The 23264-nt window shown below is 62.7% G+C and carries 25 protein-coding genes; 11 read left to right on the top strand and 14 right to left on the bottom strand.

Features of this window, described 5'->3' with window-relative positions; translation table 11 throughout:
* Positions 1-37 precede the first annotated feature (37 nt).
* Positions 38-1234: an alpha/beta hydrolase gene (locus LC343_RS16325; protein ID WP_223478225.1), complete on the bottom strand. Its 1197-nt coding sequence runs from the start codon at positions 1232-1234 to the stop codon at positions 38-40.
* A 433-nt stretch (positions 1235-1667) separates the two neighbouring features.
* On the opposite strand from LC343_RS16325, the gene LC343_RS16330 reads away from it, so the two are divergent.
* Positions 1668-2582, top strand: a complete 915-nt coding sequence (locus tag LC343_RS16330; RefSeq protein WP_223478226.1) for an N-acetylmuramidase domain-containing protein — start codon at positions 1668-1670, stop codon at positions 2580-2582.
* 41 nt (positions 2583-2623) lie between these two features.
* On the top strand, positions 2624-3259 hold the full coding sequence (locus LC343_RS16335) for a 2-dehydro-3-deoxy-phosphogluconate aldolase (protein WP_223478227.1): 636 nt from the start codon (positions 2624-2626) through the stop codon (positions 3257-3259).
* 76 nt (positions 3260-3335) lie between these two features.
* Here the strand turns inward: LC343_RS16335 and LC343_RS16340 are convergent, their stop codons facing one another.
* Positions 3336-4442 carry a TRAP transporter substrate-binding protein gene (locus tag LC343_RS16340; protein WP_223478228.1) on the bottom strand — a complete coding sequence of 369 codons (1107 nt, stop codon included), beginning with the start codon at positions 4440-4442 and terminating at the stop codon, positions 3336-3338.
* A 270-nt stretch (positions 4443-4712) separates the two neighbouring features.
* Between LC343_RS16340 and LC343_RS16345 the strand changes: the two genes are divergently transcribed.
* Positions 4713-5471, top strand: coding sequence for a gamma-glutamyl-gamma-aminobutyrate hydrolase family protein (locus tag LC343_RS16345; RefSeq protein WP_223478229.1), 759 nt, complete (start codon positions 4713-4715; stop codon positions 5469-5471).
* A 53-nt stretch (positions 5472-5524) separates the two neighbouring features.
* Here the strand turns inward: LC343_RS16345 and LC343_RS16350 are convergent, their stop codons facing one another.
* The 6 genes from LC343_RS16350 to LC343_RS16375 form a co-directional block, all read right to left on the bottom strand.
* A complete protein-coding gene (locus LC343_RS16350; protein WP_223478230.1) occupies positions 5525-5935 on the bottom strand; it encodes a hypothetical protein in 411 nt (136 codons plus the stop codon).
* 77 nt (positions 5936-6012) lie between these two features.
* Positions 6013-7008, bottom strand: a complete 996-nt coding sequence (locus LC343_RS16355) for a DMT family transporter (protein ID WP_223478231.1) — start codon at positions 7006-7008, stop codon at positions 6013-6015.
* Between the two features lie 69 nt (positions 7009-7077).
* A complete protein-coding gene (locus LC343_RS16360; protein ID WP_223478232.1) occupies positions 7078-8070 on the bottom strand; it encodes a 2-hydroxyacid dehydrogenase in 993 nt (330 codons plus the stop codon).
* 1 nt (position 8071) lies between these two features.
* Positions 8072-9097: a LacI family DNA-binding transcriptional regulator gene (locus tag LC343_RS16365; protein ID WP_223478233.1), complete on the bottom strand. Its 1026-nt coding sequence runs from the start codon at positions 9095-9097 to the stop codon at positions 8072-8074.
* Positions 9098-9269: 172 nt separating this feature from the next.
* Positions 9270-9794 (bottom strand): MarR family winged helix-turn-helix transcriptional regulator, encoded by a 525-nt coding sequence (locus LC343_RS16370; protein ID WP_223478234.1) that lies wholly within the window; start codon positions 9792-9794, stop codon positions 9270-9272.
* Between the two features lie 66 nt (positions 9795-9860).
* On the bottom strand, positions 9861-10511 hold the full coding sequence (locus LC343_RS16375; protein ID WP_223478235.1) for a hypothetical protein: 651 nt from the start codon (positions 10509-10511) through the stop codon (positions 9861-9863).
* Between the two features lie 154 nt (positions 10512-10665).
* Between LC343_RS16375 and LC343_RS16380 the strand changes: the two genes are divergently transcribed.
* Both LC343_RS16380 and LC343_RS16385 read left to right on the top strand, forming a co-directional pair.
* The gene (locus tag LC343_RS16380; protein ID WP_223478236.1) at positions 10666-12012 is read left to right on the top strand and encodes an 8-oxoguanine deaminase; all 1347 of its coding nucleotides are present in this window, start codon (positions 10666-10668) and stop codon (positions 12010-12012) included.
* The gene (locus LC343_RS16385; RefSeq protein WP_223478237.1) at positions 12012-12815 is read left to right on the top strand and encodes a creatininase family protein; all 804 of its coding nucleotides are present in this window, start codon (positions 12012-12014) and stop codon (positions 12813-12815) included. Before LC343_RS16380 ends, LC343_RS16385 begins: the two co-directional genes overlap by 1 nt.
* Here the strand turns inward: LC343_RS16385 and LC343_RS16390 are convergent, their stop codons facing one another.
* Positions 12816-13187, bottom strand: coding sequence for a hypothetical protein (locus LC343_RS16390; RefSeq protein WP_223478238.1), 372 nt, complete (start codon positions 13185-13187; stop codon positions 12816-12818).
* 189 nt (positions 13188-13376) lie between these two features.
* On the opposite strand from LC343_RS16390, the gene LC343_RS16395 reads away from it, so the two are divergent.
* Positions 13377-14453, top strand: coding sequence for a CobW family GTP-binding protein (locus LC343_RS16395; RefSeq protein ID WP_223478239.1), 1077 nt, complete (start codon positions 13377-13379; stop codon positions 14451-14453).
* A gap of 54 nt (positions 14454-14507) precedes the next feature.
* Here LC343_RS16395 and LC343_RS16400 read toward each other — a convergent pair whose 3' ends face one another.
* Positions 14508-15554 carry an AI-2E family transporter gene (locus tag LC343_RS16400; RefSeq protein ID WP_223478240.1) on the bottom strand — a complete coding sequence of 349 codons (1047 nt, stop codon included), beginning with the start codon at positions 15552-15554 and terminating at the stop codon, positions 14508-14510.
* Between the two features lie 173 nt (positions 15555-15727).
* On the opposite strand from LC343_RS16400, the gene LC343_RS16405 reads away from it, so the two are divergent.
* Positions 15728-16702: a WD40 repeat domain-containing protein gene (locus LC343_RS16405; RefSeq protein ID WP_223478241.1), complete on the top strand. Its 975-nt coding sequence runs from the start codon at positions 15728-15730 to the stop codon at positions 16700-16702.
* Here LC343_RS16405 and LC343_RS16410 read toward each other — a convergent pair.
* Positions 16692-17297: a TetR/AcrR family transcriptional regulator gene (locus LC343_RS16410; RefSeq protein WP_223478242.1), complete on the bottom strand. Its 606-nt coding sequence runs from the start codon at positions 17295-17297 to the stop codon at positions 16692-16694. The genes LC343_RS16405 and LC343_RS16410 overlap by 11 nt on opposite strands.
* Positions 17298-17373: 76 nt before the next feature.
* Here LC343_RS16410 and LC343_RS16415 point away from each other — a divergent pair, with 76 nt between their 5' ends.
* Entirely contained in the window at positions 17374-17694 is a 321-nt protein-coding gene (locus tag LC343_RS16415) for a darcynin family protein (RefSeq protein ID WP_223478243.1), read from the top strand.
* A 142-nt stretch (positions 17695-17836) separates the two neighbouring features.
* On the opposite strand, the gene LC343_RS16420 is transcribed toward LC343_RS16415, so the two are convergent.
* The 3 genes from LC343_RS16420 to odc2 all read right to left on the bottom strand — a co-directional run bounded on the left by LC343_RS16420 (position 17837) and on the right by odc2 (position 20109).
* On the bottom strand, positions 17837-18232 hold the full coding sequence (locus LC343_RS16420) for a hypothetical protein (protein ID WP_223478244.1): 396 nt from the start codon (positions 18230-18232) through the stop codon (positions 17837-17839).
* A 141-nt stretch (positions 18233-18373) separates the two neighbouring features.
* A complete protein-coding gene (locus tag LC343_RS16425) occupies positions 18374-18949 on the bottom strand; it encodes a GNAT family N-acetyltransferase (protein ID WP_223478245.1) in 576 nt (191 codons plus the stop codon).
* A 26-nt stretch (positions 18950-18975) separates the two neighbouring features.
* Positions 18976-20109, bottom strand: a complete 1134-nt coding sequence (gene odc2 / locus LC343_RS16430; protein ID WP_223478246.1) for an ornithine/lysine decarboxylase — start codon at positions 20107-20109, stop codon at positions 18976-18978.
* 521 nt (positions 20110-20630) lie between these two features.
* On the opposite strand from odc2, the gene LC343_RS16435 reads away from it, so the two are divergent.
* From LC343_RS16435 to LC343_RS16445, 3 genes are read left to right on the top strand one after another with little or no spacing between them, the layout of a single operon-like run.
* Positions 20631-21536 (top strand): LysR family transcriptional regulator, encoded by a 906-nt coding sequence (locus LC343_RS16435; RefSeq protein ID WP_223478247.1) that lies wholly within the window; start codon positions 20631-20633, stop codon positions 21534-21536.
* Between the two features lie 57 nt (positions 21537-21593).
* Positions 21594-22238 (top strand): DUF1007 family protein, encoded by a 645-nt coding sequence (locus tag LC343_RS16440; RefSeq protein WP_223478248.1) that lies wholly within the window; start codon positions 21594-21596, stop codon positions 22236-22238.
* Positions 22235-23263: a nickel/cobalt transporter gene (locus LC343_RS16445; protein ID WP_223478249.1), complete on the top strand. Its 1029-nt coding sequence runs from the start codon at positions 22235-22237 to the stop codon at positions 23261-23263. Before LC343_RS16440 ends, LC343_RS16445 begins: the two co-directional genes overlap by 4 nt.
* The last annotated feature ends 1 nt before the right edge of the window (position 23264 follow it).

Raw genomic sequence — 23264 nt, forward strand, 5'->3', positions numbered from 1 at the left:
AATGCCGTCGTGGCATGGAGGCAAGGGGGAGACGCCGTCACAGGGCCTCGTCTTCCTTAACGAAACGGGCAATGGAGCGGAAAAGAACCTCAAACGCGCTCTCTTGCTCCAGAATCGTATGGTTCGGACTGTCCAGCATGACGAATTCGGCATTGTTGATGCCGGCAGCCAGTTCGCGGCCCTGATCGAGCGGCTGCACGCCGTCATCGCGCGCATGGATGACGAGTGTCGGCACGGCGATCCGGTCAATCAGGTCTCCGACATCGAATTCATCGACCGCGGCGCGGATCCGTGCAGCATTGTCCGGCGAGGTCGTCAGGCGCTGCAACTCGGTCAATGACGCAATCTGCTCACGCGTACCGGCGGGAATATAGATCGAAGAGAACGCCTGGATGAAGGGAGAGCCGGGCTTGCCCCAACCGTGGCGGATCAGCGTCAGAAGCGCTTCTCCCTGTTCACGTTCTTCCCGGCTCACGCGCAGCATGCGCCCCTTCACATAGCCGCCATGCAGGATCAGGTGACTGACGCGCTCGGGGTGGCGAACGGCATAGGTGACGGCAATCGGCGCCCCCTGTGACGTGCCGTAGAGCGCGAAGCGCCCGAGCCCGGCGCTGTCTGCAACCGCTTCGAGGTCATCGACAAAGCGATCGAGCGAAAACTCGTCAATGTCCCAGTCCGACAAGCCGTTGCCACGCTGGTCATAACGGGTGACCTCGAAATCCTGACCCATTCGATCGAGGAAAGGCCGCCAAACGAGGCTGTTCCAGTCATGTTCGAGATGAGTCAGCCAATGACCCGCGCGAAGGAGCGGATAACCCGACCCGGTGGTCGCGAAAGCGATGCGCGTGCCGTCCGGAGCGCGGCAGAAGCGGATGCGCTGATTTTCGTCGGCGCGGGATGCTGCCGAATGGGGAGCCGGTTCCTCCGTGGTCTCCACCGGTGCGACAAACCGAAATCCGCGCCTCGGGACAGTCTTGATGATGGACTGTTCGCGGCCATTGTCGCCTACGGCGGCGCGCGCCGCGCTGATGCGTGCGCTGATCGCGGAATCGGACACGATGCGCCCGTTCCAGACGACGTTAATCAGATCATCCTGCGTGACAAGCGTGCCGGCGTTGCGGACCAGATGCAGCAATATGTCGAAGACCTGCGGCTCCACCGTCCTGGTGTTTCCGCCGACGACCAGCTCGTGGCTGTCCGGCCGCAGTTCGCAATCGCCAAACCGGTAGTGCATGGCCTGTCAATACCACGGGGGGAAGCGACCGGGCGACCGGAAAGGTGGGGCGAAACCAACAAACAGGAGAATCACAAGACATTGGCAAGGAAACCTTCAAGCGCGGCACGCGGCGGACGGGCAGCATCGAGATATCAGCAATCTAGAGGATCGAGACATGCCAACCCCCTATCTCCATCACGTCCATCGCCGCGCCGATGGATCGGTAGACCGCGAGAGTCATGCGGCGATAGCGACTTCGATCCGTAGGCAGGAAGTCGCGGCTTTCTGGAGCGCAATTGTCCGTGCCATAAGTAGGCTGCTCCCCATGAAGCCGGGTACCCGATCCGGGCGCATCTTTCCGATCAGCGCGCCGCGCGACCAGAAAATCTGATCCACCGGTTCCGCATCGCCCCCATTCTTTCGACCAGTAATCGAAACCCGGGGTGATGCGATGTTTTCAGCTGCGACAATCAAGGAAATCGAATCCGTAGCCCGGGCGCAGGGGATCGAGCCTGCCGCTTTGCTGGCGATTGCGGAGGTAGAATCCGGAGGGCGGGCCTTCGCAAATGTCGGCGGCAGGAAAGAGCCGCTGATCCGTTTCGAAGGGCATTATTTCGACCGGCTGGTGGCTGACGGGAAACGAAACGAAGCGCGGTCGAAGGGATTGGCATCGCCGACGATGGGCGCGGTGAAGAACCCGGCATCGCAGACAGCGCGCTGGCGTCTCCTGGAGGAGGCGATGGCGATCGATCACAAGGCAGCGCTGCAATCCGTTTCCTGGGGGATCGGCCAGGTGATGGGCTCGCACTGGAAAAGCCTCGGTTATGGCTCGGTGGAATCGCTTGTCGACGAGGCCCGGTCTGGCGTCGCGGGACAGGTCCGGCTGATGCTGCGCTTCCTGGAGAAGAACGGATTGATCGGTGTCATCGAAGCGCGGGACTGGGCGGCGTTCGCACGCGCCTATAATGGGCCGCGCTACAAGGTGCATCGCTACGACAGCCGGATCGCTTCGGCTTATGCCCGGCATGCGCGCGATGGTGAGCAAAAGGACAAGGCAAACGGGCTGCGGCGCGGTGACAGGGGCGAGGATGTTGCCGACTTGCAGCGTATGCTGACGGCGGCCGGTCATCCGCTTGCGCCGGACGGACGGTTCGGGCCGGCAACCGCCCGACGGGTCGAGGATTTCCAGGCCGAGATGGGGCTCGTCGTCGATGGCGTCGCCGGACCTCGGACGCTTGCCGCCTTGCGCGCCGCGCTTCCCGGCTCGACGATGTCGGGCAAGGCGGTCTGGCTGACGCGGCTCGTACGGAATATGCTCCCGCTGGTCGCGCGGATTGTCCGGAAACGGTCTGGACCGCGCGTCTAAACCGATTTAAAGGTTGAGCGATAATCAAAGGGGTCAGTTTCATGCCGCAGAATACCGAAGCCCTGCTTCCCATCATGACTGGTCAACCCGTGATACCGGTGATCGTGCTCGACGACGCCGGGGACGCGGTTCCGCTGGCGAAGGCGCTCGTTGCCGGCGGCTTGCCGGCAATCGAGATCACTCTGCGCACCGATGCCGCGCTCGAAAGCATCCGCCGCGTCGCGGCCGAGGTGCCGGAGGCACTCGTCGGTGCGGGGACGATCCTCAATGCGGGACAGTTCGAGGAGGCTGTCGACGCCGGCTCGAAGTTCATCGTCAGCCCGGGCCTGACTCCCGAACTCGTCGATGCGGCGCAGGGCAGTCCGGTTCCGCTTCTGCCTGGCGCGGTGACCTCGAGCGAAATCATGGCAGCGCTGGAGGACGGATACTCGCTGTTGAAGTTCTTTCCCGCCGAACAGGCGGGTGGGGCGGCCTATCTGAAATCCCTTTCCTCGCCTTTCGGCGGCGTCAATTTCTGCCCGACCGGCGGCGTGTCGGCGAAAAACGCTTCCGACTACCTGTCGTTGCCGAATGTGCTGTGCGTCGGCGGGTCCTGGGTCGCGCCCAAGGATGCCGTCGCGGCGGGCGACTGGGATCGCGTCGTCGCCCTGGCAAAGGATGCCGCCACGTTGAAATAGATGTCGGCTTCGGCCAGCCAACAAAAAACCCGGGATGGCGAACATCCCGGGTTTGTTTTTTTGTACTCGGCGAAGCCTAGAGCTTGCCGGCGCGCTGCTGCAGCATCTGGAAGGTGTCGAAGTTGTACTCCGTCAGCTGGAACCAGAGGTAACCTTCGCGGCGGTAAGCCATGTAGGAATCGAAGATTTCCTTGAACGTCGCGTTTTCCGCGGAGAGTTCGGCGTAGGTTTCCGTTGCCGCGTCGAAGCAGGCTTCGAGGATCGGCTGGCTGTAGGGACGCAGCTGCGTTCCGGAAGCCGCGAGTTCCTTGAGCGCCTTCGGGTTCAGCGTGTCGTAACGCGCCATCATCACCGTGTTCGCCAGAGCCGATGCGTTCTTGACGGTCGCCTGGTAATGTTTCGGCAGTTCGTTCCACTTTTCGAGGTTGATGAAATTGTGGACGGCAACGCCGCCTTCCCACCAGCCCGGATAGTAGTAGTAGGGCGCAACCTTGTTGAAGCCGAGCTTCTGGTCGTCATACGGGCCAACGAACTCGGCGCCGTCGATGGCACCCTTTTCAAGGGCCGGGTAGATGTCGCCGCCGGGGATGCCCTGCGGGACGACGCCGACCTTCTCGATGATCTTGCCGCCCATGCCGCCGATGCGGAACTTCAGGCCCTGAAGATCCTCGACCGTGTTGATCTCCTTGCGGAACCAACCGCCCATCTGGGCACCGGTATTGCCGGCCGGGAAGGCGATGGCGTTGTAGCCCTCGTAGAACTTGTTGAGCATGTCGATACCGCCACCCTCATACATCCAGCCATTCGTCATGCGGGCGTTGAGGCCGAACGGGATGCCGGTTCCGATACCGAAGGTCGGATCCTTGCCCCAGAAGTAGTAGGAGCAGTTGTGGGTCATTTCGACGGTTCCGTCGCTGACGGCGTCGAGCGCTTCCAGCGTGCCGACGATTTCACCGGCGGCGAAAACCTGAATGTCGAAATTGCCGTCGGTTGCTTCGCGGACGGCATCGGCGAACACTTCTGCTGCGCCGTAGATGGTGTCCAGCGCCTTCGGGAAACCCGAGGTGAGGCGCCAGGTGACTTTCGGAGTGGACTGCGCGATGGCAGGAGCCGCCAGCGCCGTAGCGGCGGCAGCGCCGGCGCCAACCGCACCGGTTTTCTTGATAAACGAACGACGATCCATAAGATCCTCCCAGATAACTTTCGGACTGAGGTCACGCATAGCGCCCGAACAGGGCAGTTTCACGGCATGACTCGGCGCGTACCTTACAGTTTTACCTTGACCTGTCCAGCGTAAGCGGGGAGGCGAAATTACGCTATTCGTCTATATTTGCCGGCGGGTTTGAAAACTGTCGAAAAGCGCCGGCGGGATGCTTAAATTACAGGCAGAATCATGCCATCGAATCTGCCCGCTCTATCGTTAGACGGGCCGATATCCCAAGGAGCCCCGACCATGCAGCCGATTGTCGCCGTTGTCGCCGACGTTCGTGATTTCGACAACTACTGCTGGCACGCCACGCCGCAGACCTATCTGGAGGCGGCAATCGCTGCGGCGGGCGTCCTGCCGCTGATCGTTCCGGCCTTCGGCGATCGCGTCGATTTTGCGGCGCTGGTCGATCGGGTGGACGGGGTCTTGCTGTCAGGCTCCAAGTCGAATGTGCATCCGCGCAATTACGGGCAGCAGGCGACACCCGATCACGAACCCTATGACGAGGAACGCGACGCGACGGCGCTGCCGCTGATCCGGGCCGCGATCGACGCTGGCGTTCCCCTGTTCGCCATCTGCCGCGGCGTCCAGGAACTCAATGTCGCGCTTGGCGGGTCGATCGCGCACGAGATCCATACCCGCGAGGACAGGGCCGACCATCGCGCGCCGGTGAGCGATGACCAGGATGTGCGGTTCGGTCTCGCGCATGGCATTGCGGTGAAGGCCGACAGCTGTCTTGCGAAGATCGTCGGGTCATCGCAGATCGAGGTGAACTCCCTTCACCGTCAGGCGATAGAGGTCCTGTCGCCGCGTCTCGCGGTGGAGGCGACCGCCGCTGACGGAACCGTGGAAGCGGTCTCGGTGAAGGATGCGAAGGGCTTCGCGGTCGGCGTGCAATGGCATCCCGAATACTGGGCGAAGTCGGACGGGCCCTCCGGTTCGCTTTTCCGCGCTTTCGGCGACGCGGCGCGCGTGCGAGCAGAGGCACGCATCGCCCGTGCATGACTTCTACGGCTGCGGCGACGTTCCGAGCTATTCGATAGACCGACGTCGCGGGCTCAAAACGCCTCGAAGGTGAGCTTCATGTCGTTCGGCGTGACCACGTTCCAGCCATAGCCGTCATTGGCGGAAAGGCGCATCAGGATCTTTCCGGTGTGGTCGGTAATGGAGACCTTGCCGCGTCCGGTATCCTGCCAGGTGCGTGCTGCGGCCACGCGGGGCATGTCGCCGCAATGGCCGGGTTCGAGGCGATGGATGTCGTAGCCCTCGGCGCGGTGCAGCGCGACGATACAGGTGTGGTTGCGGGTATGGTCGACCACCATGAAGCGGTCGGCGCGGGCCAGCGTGTCGATCGATGCGGTCGTCATGCGGTCGACGCCGGGGTCTGCGGCACCGTATCCTGTGGCGAACATGGCGAGCACGCCCATCACGGCTGCTCCGTTGATCCAATGCGTGTATGACTTCATCATTGCCCGTTACTCCCGCGAAACCGCAGGGACTATGGGCCAATCATGGTTAAGGGGGAGCTAATGACCCTTCGGCCTCGTCAATAGCGGCGATGGACCCGGTGCGCCAAGGCGGCCTTCCGGTTCTTGCGCATTTCGCGCAGGAAGACGAAAAGCCCGCTGCCCATGATGAGTACGATGCCGACGGAAACAGCTGATGCCGGGATTTCGCCCCAGATAACCCAACCCCACATGACGGCGAGCGGCAGGCCGACATATTCGAAGGGCGCGATGGTTGCCGCGTCGGCCAGCCGGTAGGCCTGCGAGAGGCAGTAGACAACGATCGCCGAGTTCAGCCCGAGGCCTGCAAACAGCCAGACATCGTGGCCCCGGGGCCAGATCCACGCCCTCATCAAAAAGCGAACGCTCTCGTTGGTCGTTCCTTCGGCGAAGCGGCCATCGCCCGCGACCAGGAAGAACGCCAGCGAAACCAGGATGAAGATCGACTGGACATAGACGCCCATCGCCGACGCCTTCGTGGACACGCCGAGCTTGCGGGTCAGGATCTGGTAGAGGGCGTAGGTGAATGCGGCCAGGACAGGCAGTAAAAGGATCAGGAATCCTGTCTGGCGTTCGCTGCCGCTTTCCCAGGGGCGCATCATGACGGTCACGCCGATGAGGCCGATGGCGACGGCACCGAGGCGATAGGGGCCGACTTTCTCGCCAAGCAACGGTATCGACAGCAGCGTGATCATCAGAGGCGCGACGAAGAACAGGGCGGTCGCCTCCGCGAGCGGCACCACGGCAAGCGCCGTGAAGAAGGCGAGGTTCGACGCGACGATGACCAGGCCGCGCATGATATGCAGGAGCGGTCTTTGGGTGCGAAGGATTGCGATGCCGCCCTCCAGTTGCGCGAGGATCAGCGAAAAGGCGATGCCGATCAGCGAGCGCGTGAACACCATCTGGTGCAGCGGGTATCCCGCCGATAACTGCTTGATAAGCATGTCGTTGACCGAGATCGCCGACACGCCAAGCAGGATGAAGGCGATACCGGCCCCCGGCCGGGCTGCCGGTACCGTTGTTGCAATCTGACTCATGAGAGCCGCTTAACACATGCGGCGGTTGTGCGATATCGGGACTGCGCGTCGGCGTGGGATGGCGATCGGTCAGCCGTTCTTCCGTTTCGCCAGGCTTGCCGACTTTGCTTCCGGCACGGCGGTCAGCGCTTCGCCTTTCGAGAACCAGGAGACAAGATTGTCGACGACGAGATCGGCCATGAGGCGGCGCGTGTGCTGCGACGCGGAGCCGACATGCGGCAACAGGCAGACATTCTTCATGGCGGCGAGTTCCGCCGGTACATGCGGCTCGTCTTCGAAGACGTCGAGGCCGGCGGCGGCGATGACACCGTCGCGCAGGGCCGCGACAAGCGCCGATTCATCGACGACCGTTCCACGGCCGATATTGACGAGCACACCGCTCGGACCGAGTGCCCGAAGGATCGCCGCGTTCACGGTGTGATGGGTTTCCGGCGTGCCCGGAACGACGCAGATCAGCGTATCGACAGCCGATGCGAGACCTTCCAGCGTCTCGTAATAGGGATAATCGACGTCCGCGGCGCGGCTGCGGTTGTGATAGCTGACCGACAGACCGAATGCCTCGACGCGCCGCGCGATTGCCTTGCCGATCCGGCCGAGGCCGTAAATGCCGACTTGTCTGTCGCGCAGCGACAGGCCGGTCAGCGGGTAGTTGCCCTCTTTTTCCCATTTGCCGTCGCGAAGCCATTTTTCGGCGAACCAGAACTCCCGCACCGTGTTGAGCAGCAGCGCCAGCGCGGTGTCGGCGACCTCCTCGTCGAGGACGGTCGGCGTGTGCGTGACGCAAACGCCCTTGTCGATGGCGTGAAGCGAAGATTCCGGATCGTAGCCGACGCCGAAATTGGCGACGATTTCCAGCGGGGGCAGGGCGTCGATCACCGGGATCCAGGACGGGCCAAGCCCGGCGGCGATGCCGCGAATGCCGGCGAGTTTCTCCGTCGGGATCCGCGCCGGATCGGGATCGTCGATCGTCACCGCGTCGAATTCCGCCTCAATGCGCGCGGCGGCGTGAGCGTTGAAATGCGACGGCATCAGAATGCGGATGGATTTGAGGTCTGCAGGCATGTCAGGCGCGTTCCTTAACGGGCGAGGTGGACTGGCGGATATGGAGTTCCGGGCGGATGAGTTCGAGCGTACCAGACTGGTCGCTGACGCCGTCGATCCGGTCGAGCAGGGCGCGCGCGGCGCGGCGGCCAACCTCGGGCTGCCCGTTCCAGACGGTTGTCAGGGCGGGCGTGGCGATAGCGGCCTCTTCCAGATCGTCATAGCCGGTCACGGAAATGTCGGTTCCCGGCGTCAGGCCGGCGCGCGCGATGCCGTTCATCAGGCCGATGGCGACGAGGTCGTTCCAGCAGACGGCGGCCGTCGGCTTGTCGGGCAGAGCCAGGAACTCGCCCGTCGCCTCGAAGCCGGCCTGCTTGGTGCGCGGCCCGGGAATGCGCCATTCCGGCTTGACCGCGAGTTCGGCTTTCTTCATCGCGGTCAGATAGCCTTGGTACCGGTCGCGTCCCGTTGAGGTGTCGTCGGTGCCGCCGATCATCGCGATGCGCTTGTGTCCGAGCGAAATCAGGTGGCGTGTCGCAAGGCCTATCCCGAAGGAATCGTCGCCCCGGAAGACCGGCAGGCTGGCCTTCGGGATGGAGCGCGCGATCAATACGACCGGAAGGCCGTTGCGCAGGACAAGGTCTATATCCTCGATCGGCGTGCCGATGGCCGGGGACATGATGACGCCGTCCGCACCGAGTTGCATCAGCGTGTCGAGGAAATCGCGCTGCTTGTCGACATTGTCGTAGTGATTGGACAGCAGGAAGGTGTGGCGGGAACGGTCGAGTTCCGTTTCGATCGACTTCAGGATCTCGCCGTAGAAAGGGTTCATGATGTCGTGCACGACGACGCCGATGATGCCCGATTTCGAGGTGCGCAGGCTGGCCGCGCGCCGATTGTAGATATAGCCCATCTGGCGCGCATGGGCCTTGATCTTCTCCTTGGTCGCCTCGGCGACCAGCGGACTGTCACGCAAGGCGAGCGACACGGTGGCTGTCGAAACGCCCAATGCCTCACCGATGGTGGAGAGCTTTATTTTTTGCGCCACCGATCCCCCCGAAATTTTTAAACAGTTTAAAATACTTTTAGAATGCGCGCGGTGCAAGCGTGAGGCGCTGCGACAAGACCGCCTTGTGGTCCCGCCGTGGTTAATCGAATCTGAATATCCCCCGTTTTGGCGCGTACCGGAGGCTCCGCGAACGGCCGCGATGGGCCGAGACCTAGGCGTTCGCGGCTTTGTCGCCCGTCTTGGTTTTTTTCTTTCCGCCGCTTTTCTTTTTCGGCTTTTCGGTGCGCGGTTCGCCGAGATTCGCCTCGATCTTCGCAAGCACCTTCGCGAGTTGCTTGCGTTCCTTCTTCTTGATGCCGTCGAAGGCGCGCATTTCGGCGTCGCGGATGGCGCGCTGCATGTGTTCGAGGACGGCGCGGCCCTCCTCCGTCAACCAGACATGGATCTGGCGGGCGTCCTTTTCGGAGGGACGGCGTTCGACGAAGCCCTGCTCGGCGAGACGGGTGACTGTCTTCGTGACGGTGGGCGGCTTGACGCCGAGGGTTGTCGCGAGCTGGCCCAGGGTCTGGCCGTCCTCGATGGAAAGCTGTTCCATGACGCTTTCCTGACCAGCGTAAAGCCCGGTGGATTGCAGCAGGCGGGCCATGTGGGTGCGGCCGACACGGGCGGCGTTCTGGAGGCTCGTCAGGAGCTTGGTGACCTCCTCTGCCTCCTTTTCGATGTAATAGCGATTCATGAACGACTAATAAGCCGACGAAAGAAATCAGGTCAAGCAAGCCGCCGGTTTTCCGGCGATCCTTCGCTAAAGAGGCGGGAAAAAGCGTTGTCCGAAGAGGTAAAAGGCAAGCGGCACCGGCGAGACGGCCAGCGCAACCGCAACGAGGAAGCCCGCCGTCGAAAATAGCCGTGACGACCCGGCGAGGAGCGCGATGCCGCCGCCGCCGCCGATAACCGAATTGCCGGGAATGTTGAGCACCACGGCGAGGGCGACATGGCGGTGACGCAAGAGAAACGGGATCGCCCGGATGGGCGCCTTTTCCATCAGCCGCGCCAGCCTGTCCTGCCGATCCATGGCGTCTATATCGTCGATGAAAAGGGCGACACGTTCGAGATGCAGGAAACGCGCAAGGCGCCCGATGGCCGCGAGCGGAACGAGACGGCCTGCGAGAAAGGCCATCGACAGGCCGACGACCGTGCACAGATAGACCAGCAGCGCGATCGAGGTGCCGTGTATGGCCATGAGCATCATGCCCATCTCGACGCCGGGTACGAAGGGAATGGCGAGCAGGATGCAATAGGCGATGACAAGCGCCGCTGTGCCCCAACGGGCGATCATGCCGCTGTTTTTCAGTTCCGCGCCGAAGATGTCGGCGAAGTAGTTGCCGGCGAGATTCGCAGCGACGAGCAGCACTATCAGCAGGACGATCCGCCGGGCGGTCTTCCATGTGAGCATGGGCGGGCTTTCGGTTTGTCGCCGGACGTGCAGGCAGACTGGCCAACGTCATAGCACGGCAGGCGCGAAAGTGCGCGCCAGGCTATCGCTTCTGCACTTGGCAGACACGCCCGCGATCTTCTAGGAATGAAGCTTCCGGTTTTCAGGTAGTTTCATGACAGTTTCAAAGCCTCTCTGGATCAAGTCGCCGCTCGCGATTCTCGCCGACGGCGACGCGTCCGGCGGGATTGTCGTGTCAGGCGGGAAAATCGTCGAACTTGTACCGGCGGGCAGGTCGCCATCGCTCGAATGCATAGCGTTCGACGCCTCGCGTCATGTCGTGCTGCCGGGGCTGATCAACACGCACCACCATTTCTACCAGACGCTGACGCGGGCGCATCCGGCCGCCATCAACAAGGAACTGTTCGACTGGCTGACGGCGCTCTACCCGATCTGGGCGAGGCTCGGGCCCGAAGGCCTGCGTCTGGCGACACGGCTGGCGCTTACCGAACTCATGCTGTCGGGCGTGACCTGTTCGTCGGATCATCACTACGTCTTTCCCGACGGTCTGGAGGATGCGCTCGACATCCAAGCGGAGGAGGCCACCGCGCTCGGCATGCGCATGGTGCTCAATCGCGGCTCGATGAATCTTTCGAAGAAGGATGGCGGGCTACCGCCGGATTCGGTGGTGCAGGACCACGATACGATCCTCGCCGATTGCGAGCGGGTGATCGGCAAATATCACGACGCCTCCGAAGGCGCGATGCTGCAGGTGGCGCTGGCGCCGTGTTCGCCCTTCTCGGTTACGCGCGAACTGATGCGCGATACGGCGACACTCGCCAACACATGCGGTTGCGCGCTGCATACGCATCTGGGCGAGACGCATGACGAGGACGAATTTTGCGTCTCGATGTTCGGCTGCCGGCCGGTCGATTATCTGGAGGATTGCGGCTGGCTGGGCGACAAGACATGGCTGGCGCATGGCATCCATTTCGGCGATGACGAGATCGTCAGGCTCGGCAAGGCGGGGGTCGGCGTTTCGCATTGCCCGACATCGAACGCGGTGCTGGCGTCGGGGTTCTGCCGGACGCGGGATCTCGAGAGTGCCGGCGTCAAGGTCGGGCTCGGCGTCGATGGCTCCGCCTCGAATGACAGTTCCAACCTGATGGAGGGCGCACGCCATGCGCTGATGCTGAACCGTCTGCGCTACGACGCGACGGTGACCCATCTCGATGTGCTGCGCTGGGCGACAGAGGGGTCGGCCGCCTGTCTCGGCCGCAGCGATATCGGCGCGATTGCCGTCGGCAAGCAGGCCGATCTGGCGATGTTCACGCTGGACGAATTGCGGTTCTCCGGCGCGCATGAGCCGCTGGCGGCGCTGGTTCTGTGCGGTGCGCATCGCGCGGATCGTGTCATGATCAAGGGCGAATGGACTGTCGAGGATGGCGCGCCGGTCGGCGTCGATGTCGAGCGGCTTCGGCACGACCATGGCGCTATCGCCAAGCTCTTCGCGGAGGCCTGATGACGACGGAAGGAGGCGCCAAGCCGAAACGGATCCGCCGGCGAGTCGACAAGCTGCCGGAACGCGCGCCTGCCGAAGCGGCGCAGTGGATCGCGGTGTTGCCGCTGGGTGCGACCGAGCAGCATGGCCCGCATCTTCCCTTCGAGACCGACAGCCTGATCGCGGAGGCCGTCGTCGAGAGGCTGATCGAGCGGCTGCCCGATTCCGCGCCAGTTGTTTTCCTGCCGGTCGAAGAGGTGGGCTATTCGCCCGAGCACATGCATGTGGCGGGCACGAAGTCGCTGGAATGGGACCAGGCGATCCGCCGCTGGGTGCGCATTGGAGAGCAGGCGCATCGTTCGGGCATCCGAAAATTCGTGATGCTGAACGCCCATGGCGGAAATTCGCCGCTGATGACCGTCGTTGCGACCGAACTCAGGGTTCGGTTCGACATGCTCGCGGTGGCGACGAGTTGGACACGGTTCGGCCTGCCCGACGGGATCATGAGCGCCGAGGCGAAGCATCTCGATATCCATGGCGGGCTGATCGAGACGTCCGTCATGCTGGCGACCCATCCGGAGAAGGTCGCCATGGACAGGGCGGGGGATTTCCCGTCACGTCAGGCCGATTTCATGCGGGATTACCACCATCTGCGCGCCTACGGCCCGCACGCCTTCGGCTGGACGATGGAAGACCTCTCGGAAATCGGAGCCGTCGGCAATTCGGGCGGCGCATCGGCGCAGATCGGCGAAAGAATCCTCGATCACGCCGTCGCGGGGCTCCTCCAGCTCCTTAAGGATATCGAGAAGCACCCGGGATTTTGATCAGCCGGCGGGCGTCACCGCGACGACGGTGAAGGTGTGCATCTTGCCGTCATGGCCGGAGATCGAGACGTATTCGCCCTTGTTGAAGCTGTGTTCGCCCAGCCGGAAGCCGGACTCCTCGTCTTCGTCGTCGTCGAAATCGTAGTCGAAGACCCACTGGCCCTTGCGGTGGCGTTCGAGATAACCGAGTTCGGTGCGCTCGCCGTCCCAGAAACGCTCGACCGTGCAGGCTTCGGGATGCTTCTTCCATTCCGCGCCATCGATCTTCATGTCGTCGCCCAGCGGCAAAACGAGATTGTAGCCACGGTTCTTGTTGCCTTCGGGAAAGCCCGGTTCGCGGGCCATTTCGAGGCGGACGGTGTAAAGCGGCATTCTGGTCTCCCGTAACGTTTTCCGAAGTGTCTGGCATTCGGACGGCGATCGCTTTGACACCGATCAAGCGGGCGATCAACCGCTATTTCCTGTCCGGTGCATGACGATTATGCGTCGTAGACCGGTAGCAGGGCGGGTCGCGATTGCCTATATGGCGAATGAAACAGACTTGGCCCAGATGAGGCAATCATGAGCGAACACTCCATTCCCGTTACCGTGCTGACGGGCTATCTCGGCTCCGGCAAAACCACGCTTCTCAACCGGATTCTCTCTGAAGACCATGGCAAGCGTTACGCCGTTATCGTCAATGAGTTCGGCGAGATCGGCATCGACAACGATTTGATCGTGGAATCCGACGAGGAAATCTACGAGATGAACAATGGCTGCGTTTGCTGCACGGTGCGCGGCGATCTCGTGCGCGTGGTCGAGGGGCTTATGCGGCGGCCGGGCCGCTTCGACGCCATCGTCGTGGAAACCACCGGCCTCGCCGATCCGGCGCCCGTGGCGCAGACCTTCTTCATGGATGACGACGTGCGCGAAAAGACCCGGCTCGACGCCGTGGTCGCGCTGGTCGATGCGAAACACCTGCCGCTCAGGCTGAAGGACAGCCGCGAGGCGGAGGACCAGATCGCGTTCGCCGATGTCGTGCTGCTCAACAAGACCGACCTGGTTTCGGAAGACGAATTGCACGCGCTGGAACACACGATCCGCGCCATCAATCCGCATGCGCGCATCCATCGCACGGAACGGTCCAATATCGGGCTGTCCGAAATCCTCGACCGCGGCGCTTTCGATCTGCAGCGCGCGCTCGAAAGCGATCCGCATTTCCTCGATCACGATCATCCGGACCATGCCTGCGGGCCGGATTGCGATCACGACCACGATCATCACCACCACGATCATGATCACGGGCACCATCACCACCACCACGGCGATGGCGAGCACCACCATCACCATGACGGCATCCATGGTACGACGATCCAGTCGGTATCGTTGCGGGGCGGCGAGGTCGATCCGCGCAAGTTCATGCCGTGGATCCAAAAGATCACCCAGCTCGACGGGCCGAATATCCTGCGCCTGAAGGGGATCATCGCGTTTCCGGACGATCCGCAGCGTTATGTCGTCCAGGGTGTGCACATGATCGTCGAGGGCGATCACGAGCGCGCGTGGAAGGAAAGCGAGAAGCGCGAAAGCCGCATCGTCTTCATCGGCCGCGAACTCGACCGCGAAAAACTGGAACGCACATTCGCGGCTTGTGCGGTGTAAGCGAAAGGCCCGGCGTTCACTCGTGCCGGGCGTCTTCTTCCAGCGCGGCAAATATCACGCGTTATCGCCTGACTTGTCCCCCGGCAGCTCGGTATCCTCGTCGAGATGATCGCGCACCCAGAGCATCTTGACGAGCACGAATATGACGACTGTCGCCGGCGCGCCGAGGATCGCGCCGGACAGGCCGAACAGCGACGTAAAGGCGAGAACGGTGAAGATTGTCACCACCGGCGGCAGGCTGACGGTGCGCTTCTGAATGAGCGGAATCAGGAGGATGGCTTCCGCCTGCTGGATCGCGAAGTAGAGAACCGCGACCCAAAGTGCCAGCCAGGGATCCTCCGAGAAGGCCACGGCGATCGCCGGGACGGCGCTTGATATGGGGCCGACATAAGGGATGAATTCCATCAGTCCTGCCAGCACACCGAGACCGAAGGGGCTCGGCACGCCGAGCAAATAGAGCCCGGCCGTGGTGATCACGCCGACGCAGACCATGGCGATCAACTGGCCGATGATCCAGAAACGCAGCGCTGTCGCGAGTTCGGTCATGACTTCGCGGCCCTTCTCGCGACGCTCCGGCGGGATGAGCTTGAGAAAGCCGTTGCGATAGAGCCCGGGATTGGCGGCCAGGAAAACGGCGCCCGAGACAACCAGGAACAGGCCGATCACGCTGGATATGACGATCGACGACGCGCCCGTCAGATTGCTGAACAGCGACCCACTGGAGAGCAGTTGCTCGCCGCGTGCCGACAGCCAATTCTCGATACCGGAGAGACCGAACGTCTTCTCGATGCTGCCAAGAACGTCCGGCATGCGGTCGGCAAGGTTCATCGCCTCCGCCACGAGCCGCGCGCCCATAAGCGCGAAAAAGGCGGAAATAACAAGGATCGATGTCAGGACGACGATCGTCAGCGAGGCGGTGTCGCCGAGCCCGGTCCATTTGCAGACGAAGCGCTTCGCCGAGGCGATGACAAGCGACAGCAGGATCGCTCCGAATACGAGAAACAGGAAGCGCTGAAGGTGCCATGCCGCGAGCACGAGCAGCGCCACCGCGAGGACGACAAGCAGAGGCTTAACGCGATCGGTCCATTGTTCTGTCGGCATGCGGTCTCCAGGCTTGCTTGGCTTTCCGGCGGGGCCCGGTGTGTCCCCGGTCTGAGGGGACAAGTCTTCAAACAAGGCAAAGGTTCCTCTTGACGCGACCGGCCAGAGGGGGGAGTTGTCCTGCGCCCGCCGGCGGATGCGCCGCTGGCCCGCATCTAAACAAGGACTTGCGCATGCCCACAGTCGCCCCCCTCGATCTCGACGGTTATTGCCTTTTTGCCGATTTCATCGACGAGACGCCGGTCTATGCGCTGGCCGACGGAACCGTTCACCGTCTCGATCATGGCCATCAGGCGGTCGAGATGCATGACGGAATCACCTGCGCGACCCGCACACTCGACGGCAAGGCGCTGATCACCGGTGGCGAGGATGGACTCGTTCGCGCGCTCAACGGCGAAGGCGTGGCCGCGGAAATCGGGACGGCGGGCAGGAAATGGATCGCGGCGGTGGCGACAGGCCCCAACGGAGCCGTCGCCTGGGCTGCCGGAAAGACCGCCTGGGCGCGGCTCAATGACGGCGCGGTCAAGGAATTCGCCGAGGAACGTTCCATCGAGGGGCTGGCATTCGCGCCCAAGGGATTGAGGCTTGCGACCGCCCGGTACAATGGCGGAACGCTTCACTGGGTGGCGACATCCGGCAAACCGGTCGATCTGGAGTGGAAAGGCGCGCACACAAGCGTGATGTTCTCGCCGGACGGCAAATATGTCGTCACGACCATGCAGGAAAATGCCCTGCATGGATGGCGGCTGGATGACATGAAGCACATGCGCATGTCGGGCTACCCGGCGAAGGTAAAGAGCTGGTCATGGTCGGCCAAGGGCAAGTGGCTCGCGACCTCGGGCGCGCCGGCAGCCATCGTCTGGCCGTTCTCCGGCAAGGACGGGCCGATGGGCAAGGCGCCGCTCGAACTGGGCACGCGCGGCGACCAGATGGTGACCGCGGTCGCCTGCCATCCGCAGGAGGATATCGTCGCCGTCGGCTATTCGGACGGGATGGTTCTGGCCGTGCGGTTCGAGGATGGCAAGGAGGTGCTGCTGCGCCGCGGCGGCAAGGGTCCGGTCTCGGCGCTTGCCTGGGACAAGGACGGTTACCGCGTCGCCTTCGGCTCCGAAGCCGGCGATTGCGGCGTCATCGATATCAGGGGTTAGAAAGAGCCGGCGGCCGGAGGTAACCGATAACCGCCCTGAGAACCCGCTCGCGGATCCGGCCGATATCCGTCTCGCCGGCCTGCGCAGCACTGTTGACGATCGCCCGGCAGATGGCCACGACATCGCGTGCCGTCGCCACATCGGCACGTGGATCGAGCCGGCGCACGATGTCACCAATCGCCGTTTCGATTGCGGCCGCCAGCGCGATTTCCTCGTCATCCAGCGCCAGCTCCGTTTCGGCGCGTTCGAGTTCCATCGCCATGGCGGGGCGCGCGAATTGGTGGCGCAGGGCGGCATCGACAAGGGCGCCGACGGCGGCAAGCGGATCGTCGCCGTCATCGGAACAGGCCTTGATGCCGTCGAGCAGCGCCGCCCGCTCGCGGCGCAGCAACTGGGCGATCACCGAGCGCTTGTCGGGGAAATACTGGTAGAGCGAGCCGATGCTCACACCGGCGCGCTCCGCGATACGGTTGGTCGTGAGTGCCGATGCGCCATCCTCCTCCAGAATGCGAGCCGCCGCCTCGACGATGGCCGCCTCGGTGGCGCGGGCGCGGGCCTGACGGGCCTGTTTTCTGGGCTGATGCGGCTTGGTCACCGGCGATTCCGATATGCGAGTTGAGAATGTGAGCAATTACTCACATTCTTCGTTTGTACTCAACCGGAGACCCTTGATGAAACTGACCGTGTTCATGCTGCTCCACGCTCTGCCCGAATGGCTCTCGCTTGAGCGGGCGGAGCGGAACGCCATCGCCGAACAGGCGCTGGCCCATGCCTTTTCCGACGAGGCAGTACGCCTCCGCTTCTTCGACGCCGAGAGTTTCGACGCGGAGGTGAGCGATGTCGCCATGATCGAAGCGGAGACGCCGGAAGCGCATTACTTCGCCATGGAGCGGCTGCGCGACACGCCGCTTCTGGCAAGGCCCTATTTTCGGGTGGTGCGTATCATACCGGCTTACGAGGAGGGATATCGTCAGTTCGAGGCCGCCGCGTGAAAAAGACGACCGAAATCGCCGCTTTCCCGGCGGAGAGCAGCGGGGTGGCTGCGCGGGGGATGTGCAAATCCCTTCCAACCCTGGTTCGAATCCGGGGCGAGGCCTCCATTCCAAGGTCAGGTCGAAGCGGCCTTAGTATGTGCTACGACGATCTGGACAGGGTATATTTGGCCAGCAACTCCGAGATCATCGGATCGGTGTGATCTTTCACGGGGGCATCGCTCTTGTCGCGATGCCGGTAAAATTCTCCGGCATCGAATGCCTCATAGACTTCGTAGAACGGATAAGGCACCTGATCCCCGGCGCTCTCGGCTAAGCCGTCGAGCACCGAATTCCAAAGCTCGTTCATGATGCTGTCGCACACCGTGTAGCTCAATTCACCGCTCTGGTACTTCCACGCCAGGTTAATGCTGATCTCGTTGTAAAAGGCCCAATTGCTCAGAGAGCCGGCCCAACGCACAATGTCGTCTTTCCGTATCTTCGAAGAATGATCCGCGCGAAACCTTTCGACAAATTCCGACAACGCATCCTGTGTCATCTGCTGGCTCGCATTTTCCGGGTGTGACCTATCAAAGGCACTCAACTGTATGCAGCGGATCGCTGCAGTATAAAAGGCGGCGCGGGAGCTTCCTCCCGCGCTTGGTCCGCGCCGCCATCGGCCCCCGCCGATAACTCCTGATTATGCCACGAGGCGCAGCTTGCTCGGTTTCGAGACCTTTTCGCCGGAGGCGACGACCATGCCGGCGGCGCCATCAAGGAAGCCCTCGACCAGTTCGATTGCCAGGAAACGGTCGCGCTCGACCGGTCCCGGCAGGGCCAGCGTGCCGGTCTTTTCCGCCGAAAAACCGAAACGCGCATAGTAGGGCGCATCGCCAACCAGCAGCACCGCGCCGTGGCCGAGGCGGGCTGCCTCCGAAAGCGCATGGCGCATCAGAAGCGAACCGGTGCCGGTACCCTTCGCGTCCGGATCGACGGCGAGCGGCCCCAGCATCAACGCGGAAACCGAGTGGCCATCGGCGTCGATGCCCGCGGAAACGTTCCACAGCCGCACGGTGCCGATCACGTTGGCCGCGTTGTCGCGCGCCACGAAAGCAAGCCCTTCGGCCGGCTTGCGGCCGGCGCGAAGTTTCTGCGAGGTCTTCTTTTTCCAGTTGGGCGACATTGCGCGCGCCAGCACGGCGTCGCGGGTTGCGACGTCGGCCGCGGATTCGAGCGCAATGGTGACGGCGTCGCCGTCATGAACCAGCGAGTTCATTGTCGTATTCCCGAAAGCGCGTGCGGTCAGATGACGTAGGAGCGCAACGGCTCGAAGCCGTTGAACGCGACGGCCGAATAGGTCGTCGTGTAGGCTCCAGTGCCTTCGATCAGAACCTCGTCGCCGATGGTCAGGGACAGCGGCAGCGGATAGGGCGTCTTTTCGTAGAGCACGTCGGCGGAGTCGCAGGTCGGTCCGGCCAGAACGCAGGGCTCCGCGGCATCGCCGTCACGCGGGGTGACGATGTTGTAGCGGATGGCTTCGTCCATGGTTTCGGCGAGGCCGCCGAACTTGCCGATGTCGAGATAGACCCAGCGCACGTTGTCGTTGTCGGACTTCTTCGACACCAGTACGACTTCCGACTTGATGACGCCCGCATTGCCGACCATGCCGCGGCCCGGCTCGATGATCGTTTCCGGGATACGGTTGCCGAAATGCTTGCGCAGCGCGTCGAAGATCGCCTGGCCGTAGGCCTTCGCCGTGGGCACGTCCTTGAGGTAACGGGTCGGGAAACCGCCGCCCATATTGACCATCTTCAGGGTGATGCCCTTTTCCGACATGCGCTCGAACACCCAGCGAGCGTCTGCCAGCGCCTTGTCCCATGCGGCGAGGTGGGTCATCTGCGAGCCGACATGGAAAGAGACGCCATAGGCGGTGAGGCCGAGGCGCGCGGCGTGTGCGAGGACATCGACGGCCATTTTCGGTGCGCAGCCGAATTTGCGCGACAGCGGCCACTCGGCGCCTTCGCCGTCGGTGAGGACGCGGCAGAAAACCTGCGCACCCGGTGCGGAACGGGCGATCTTCTCGACTTCCTCGACGCAGTCGACGGCGAAAAGACGGATGCCGAGTTCGTGGGCGCGCGCGATGTCGCGTTCCTTCTTGATGGTGTTGCCGAAGGAGATGCGTTCAGCGGTCGCACCGGCGTCGAGCGCCATCTCGATTTCGGCCACGGACGCCGTGTCGAAAGAGGAGTTGAGCGATGCGAGGAGCTTCAGGATCTCGGGCGCGGGATTGGCCTTGACGGCGTAGAAGATGCGGCTGTCCGGCAGCGCCTTGGTGAAGGCGCAATAGTTGTCGCGCACGACGTCGAGATCGACGACGAGGCAAGGGGAAGCGGGGCGGCGGGTGGCGAGGAAGTCATGGATGCGTGCGGTCGTCATGGCACTGTTCCTTCGGCGTATCCGGGCAGCGGGGGCTGCGACAACGGGTGCGGTCCCGGCATGGACAGGCGCGAATGCACCGGTCCTTTCGGAACCACGCGAAAAATCTCAGACCGGCTTGCCGGTCTTGATTGCCATTGATTGGTGGGAACGCCCGACCGCACGTTTGGCAAGGATGGTTGTGTCTCTCGCTATTCCGGCGTGTGGACCGCCGGACGAGTGATAGACCCGACCGTCGTTGCTTCAAGATGTCCTCGCTTGTCCGGTTGGCCGGGAAGCGACCGGAGGGGTTAGCTCCGGGTACCTTGCCGTGCCCCTCACCAATTCGAGGGGTCGGCGGACACCCACAGGCACGTGCGACTTTGGGTGAGGCGGATTTAATGCGAGATCATTTGCATTTCAATGAAGAAATCGGGCTTGCCGAATCTTTTTTTGCGTGCAGTTTCTGTAAACGAAAATCGCGTTCGGGTTCGAAGCCATTTGACGGTGCCAATACCCGACCCGACCCAGGAGTAGCCTTCATGGATACCTTGACGCGTATGCGCGCCTTCATCGCCGTCGTGGAAAACGAGGGCTTTTCCGCGGCCGCCCGCAAGATTGGACGGTCGAAGGCGCTGTTGTCGAAATATGTCCGCGAACTGGAGGACGAACTCGGCGCACTCCTGCTCAATCGGACTACGCGCCAGTTCTCGCTGACCGAACTCGGACATACCTATTACATCCGCGCCGTGGAGATCGTGCGCGAGATCGACACGTTGCAGGACATGGTGCGCGACAGCCGGGAAGGCGTGCGCGGCCGAATCAAGATTGCGGCGCCGCGCTCTTTCGCCGATTCGTCACTCGACCAGGCGCTGATCGATTTCGCCGCCGCCAATCCGGAAATCGGGCTCGACATTCAACTCGACGACCGTTTCGTCGATCTTGTCGAAGAAGGCTTCGACCTGGCGATTCGCGTAACCGCACTCGAGGATTCCGCGATGATTGCGCGGCGTCTTGCGCCATTTCGCCTGAAGATCGTCGCAACGCCGGAAACGATCGCCAAATACGGCGCGCCCGAAAAGCCGGAAGATCTTTCCACGCGCCCCTGTATCGTCGATACCAATGCGCGACGACGCAACAACTGGATACTCAAGGACAGTGACGGGCGCGTCGCCGGCGTTACGGTCACGGGACCGATCGAGGTCAACAGTCCTCTTTCCACCCGCGCCGCCGCGCTTTCGAATCTCGGTTTCGCGCTGTGTCCGGATTTTATCGTGAAGGACGATCTGGCCAGCGGCGCGGTCGTGGAAGTCCTGCCGGGATCGACATCGGAAGAGGCGGGAATTTACGCGGTCTATCCGCATCGGCGCTATCTTCCAGGCAAGGTGCGCGCATTGGTCGACTATCTTGCCGAGTGGTTCAAGGATTACGGTGCGGCGGCGACATAATCCCGCCGGGTTTTTGCGCTCTCGCTTTCGGGGATTTCAGGAGACATGCAGCCAGCCATGCAACGGACTTTTCTATCAGTGCTCGCCTGCGTCACCGGATGCCTGGGCGGCGCGACACATGCTTTCGCGCATCCGCATGTTTTCGCCGAGGCGCGGCTCGAGGTCGAAGTGGCGCCGGACGGGCATGTCAACGCCTTGCGGCATATCTGGCGCTTCGACGAACTGTTCTCCTCCACGGTCCTGCTCGAATTCGATGCCGATACGGACAATCGGCTGGACCCGCCGGAACTGGAAGAGGTGGCCTCCGTGGTCGCCGATTCGCTGGCCGATTTCGACTATTTCCAGTCCATCACCGTCGGCAGCAACAATATCAATGTGGAGCCGGTGAAGGACATGAAGGCGCTGTTCGAGGACGGCCAGTTGATCATGTTCTTCACGGCGGTGCCGGCCGAACGCATCGAAATAAGCTCGTCGCCGAGCTTCGGTGTGTTCGATCCGACTTTCTACACCGCTATCGATTTCTACGACGAGAACAACATGGTGTTGCAGGGCGCGCCCGCCAATTGCAGCCACAAGATGGTCGTGCCCGATCCCGATGAAGCGATCGCGCAGAACCAGGCAACGCTGACCGATGCGTTCTTCAACGATCCGACCGACATGTCCAAACTCCTGGCGACCCGGATGGAGGTGACCTGCAAATGAGACGGGTGACGGGACCGCGAATCGCAATCGGAACCGCGCTTGCGGCCCTCCTGATCGCATCGGCGGCACATGCCCAGTCGTCGCTCGGGATCGGGGCAAGCGAAGCCGTCGTTCAGCCAACAGGCGGACTCTTTGGCGGCTTTTTCCTCTGGATCAACGAGATGCAGCGGAGCTTCTATCGCGAAATGACAGATGCGCTGAAGGCGATGCGCGAGGACGGCAACGCGGCCTGGCTGCTTGTCGGCCTGTCTTTTGCATACGGCATTTTTCACGCGGCCGGGCCGGGTCACGGCAAGGCGGTGATTTCCTCCTACATGCTGGCGAACGAGACGCTATTGAGGCGCGGCGTTTTGCTCTCCTTCCTGTCGGCGATCCTGCAGGCGATTTCCGCGGTCGTGCTCGTGGGCACCGCCTATCTGGTCTTGCGTGGAACGGCGGTTTCCATGACGGACGCGACATGGTTCATGGAAACGGCAAGCTATGCGCTGATCGCCGTTTTCGGCTTCTGGCTTTTGATGACAAAGCTGCGTCGGCGCAAGGCGCCGGCATCCCTTTCGTCGGCTGCCGTTCAAGCCGCCGATCACCATAATCATGGCCATGCGCACCATCATCATGATCACCACGACCATCATCACCATGGCGACGGCGAAATCTGCGAGACTTGCGGTCATTCGCATGCGCCCGATCCGAAGATGCTGGCGGGTCCGATGAACTGGCGGTCCGCCTGGGCGGCCGTTGCGGCTGTCGGATTGCGTCCGTGTTCCGGCGCGCTGATCGTCCTGACATTCGCCCTGCTGAACGGTCTCGTGGTCGGCGGAATTCTCTCCGTCTTCGCCATGGCGGTGGGGACAGCGATCACGGTTTCGGCGTTGGCGACATTGGCGGTCACCGCGAAGAACGCGGCGCTGCGTGTTTCCGGCTCGGGTGCCATGTCGAACCGGCTGCATCGCGGAATAGAAATCGGCGGCGCGGCGCTGGTGATGGTGCTCGGCCTGATCCTTCTCGGCGGAGCGCTGGCCGCCTAGG

Source organism: Oricola indica, from assembly GCF_019966595.1.
Lineage (GTDB): Bacteria > Pseudomonadota > Alphaproteobacteria > Rhizobiales > Rhizobiaceae > Oricola > Oricola indica.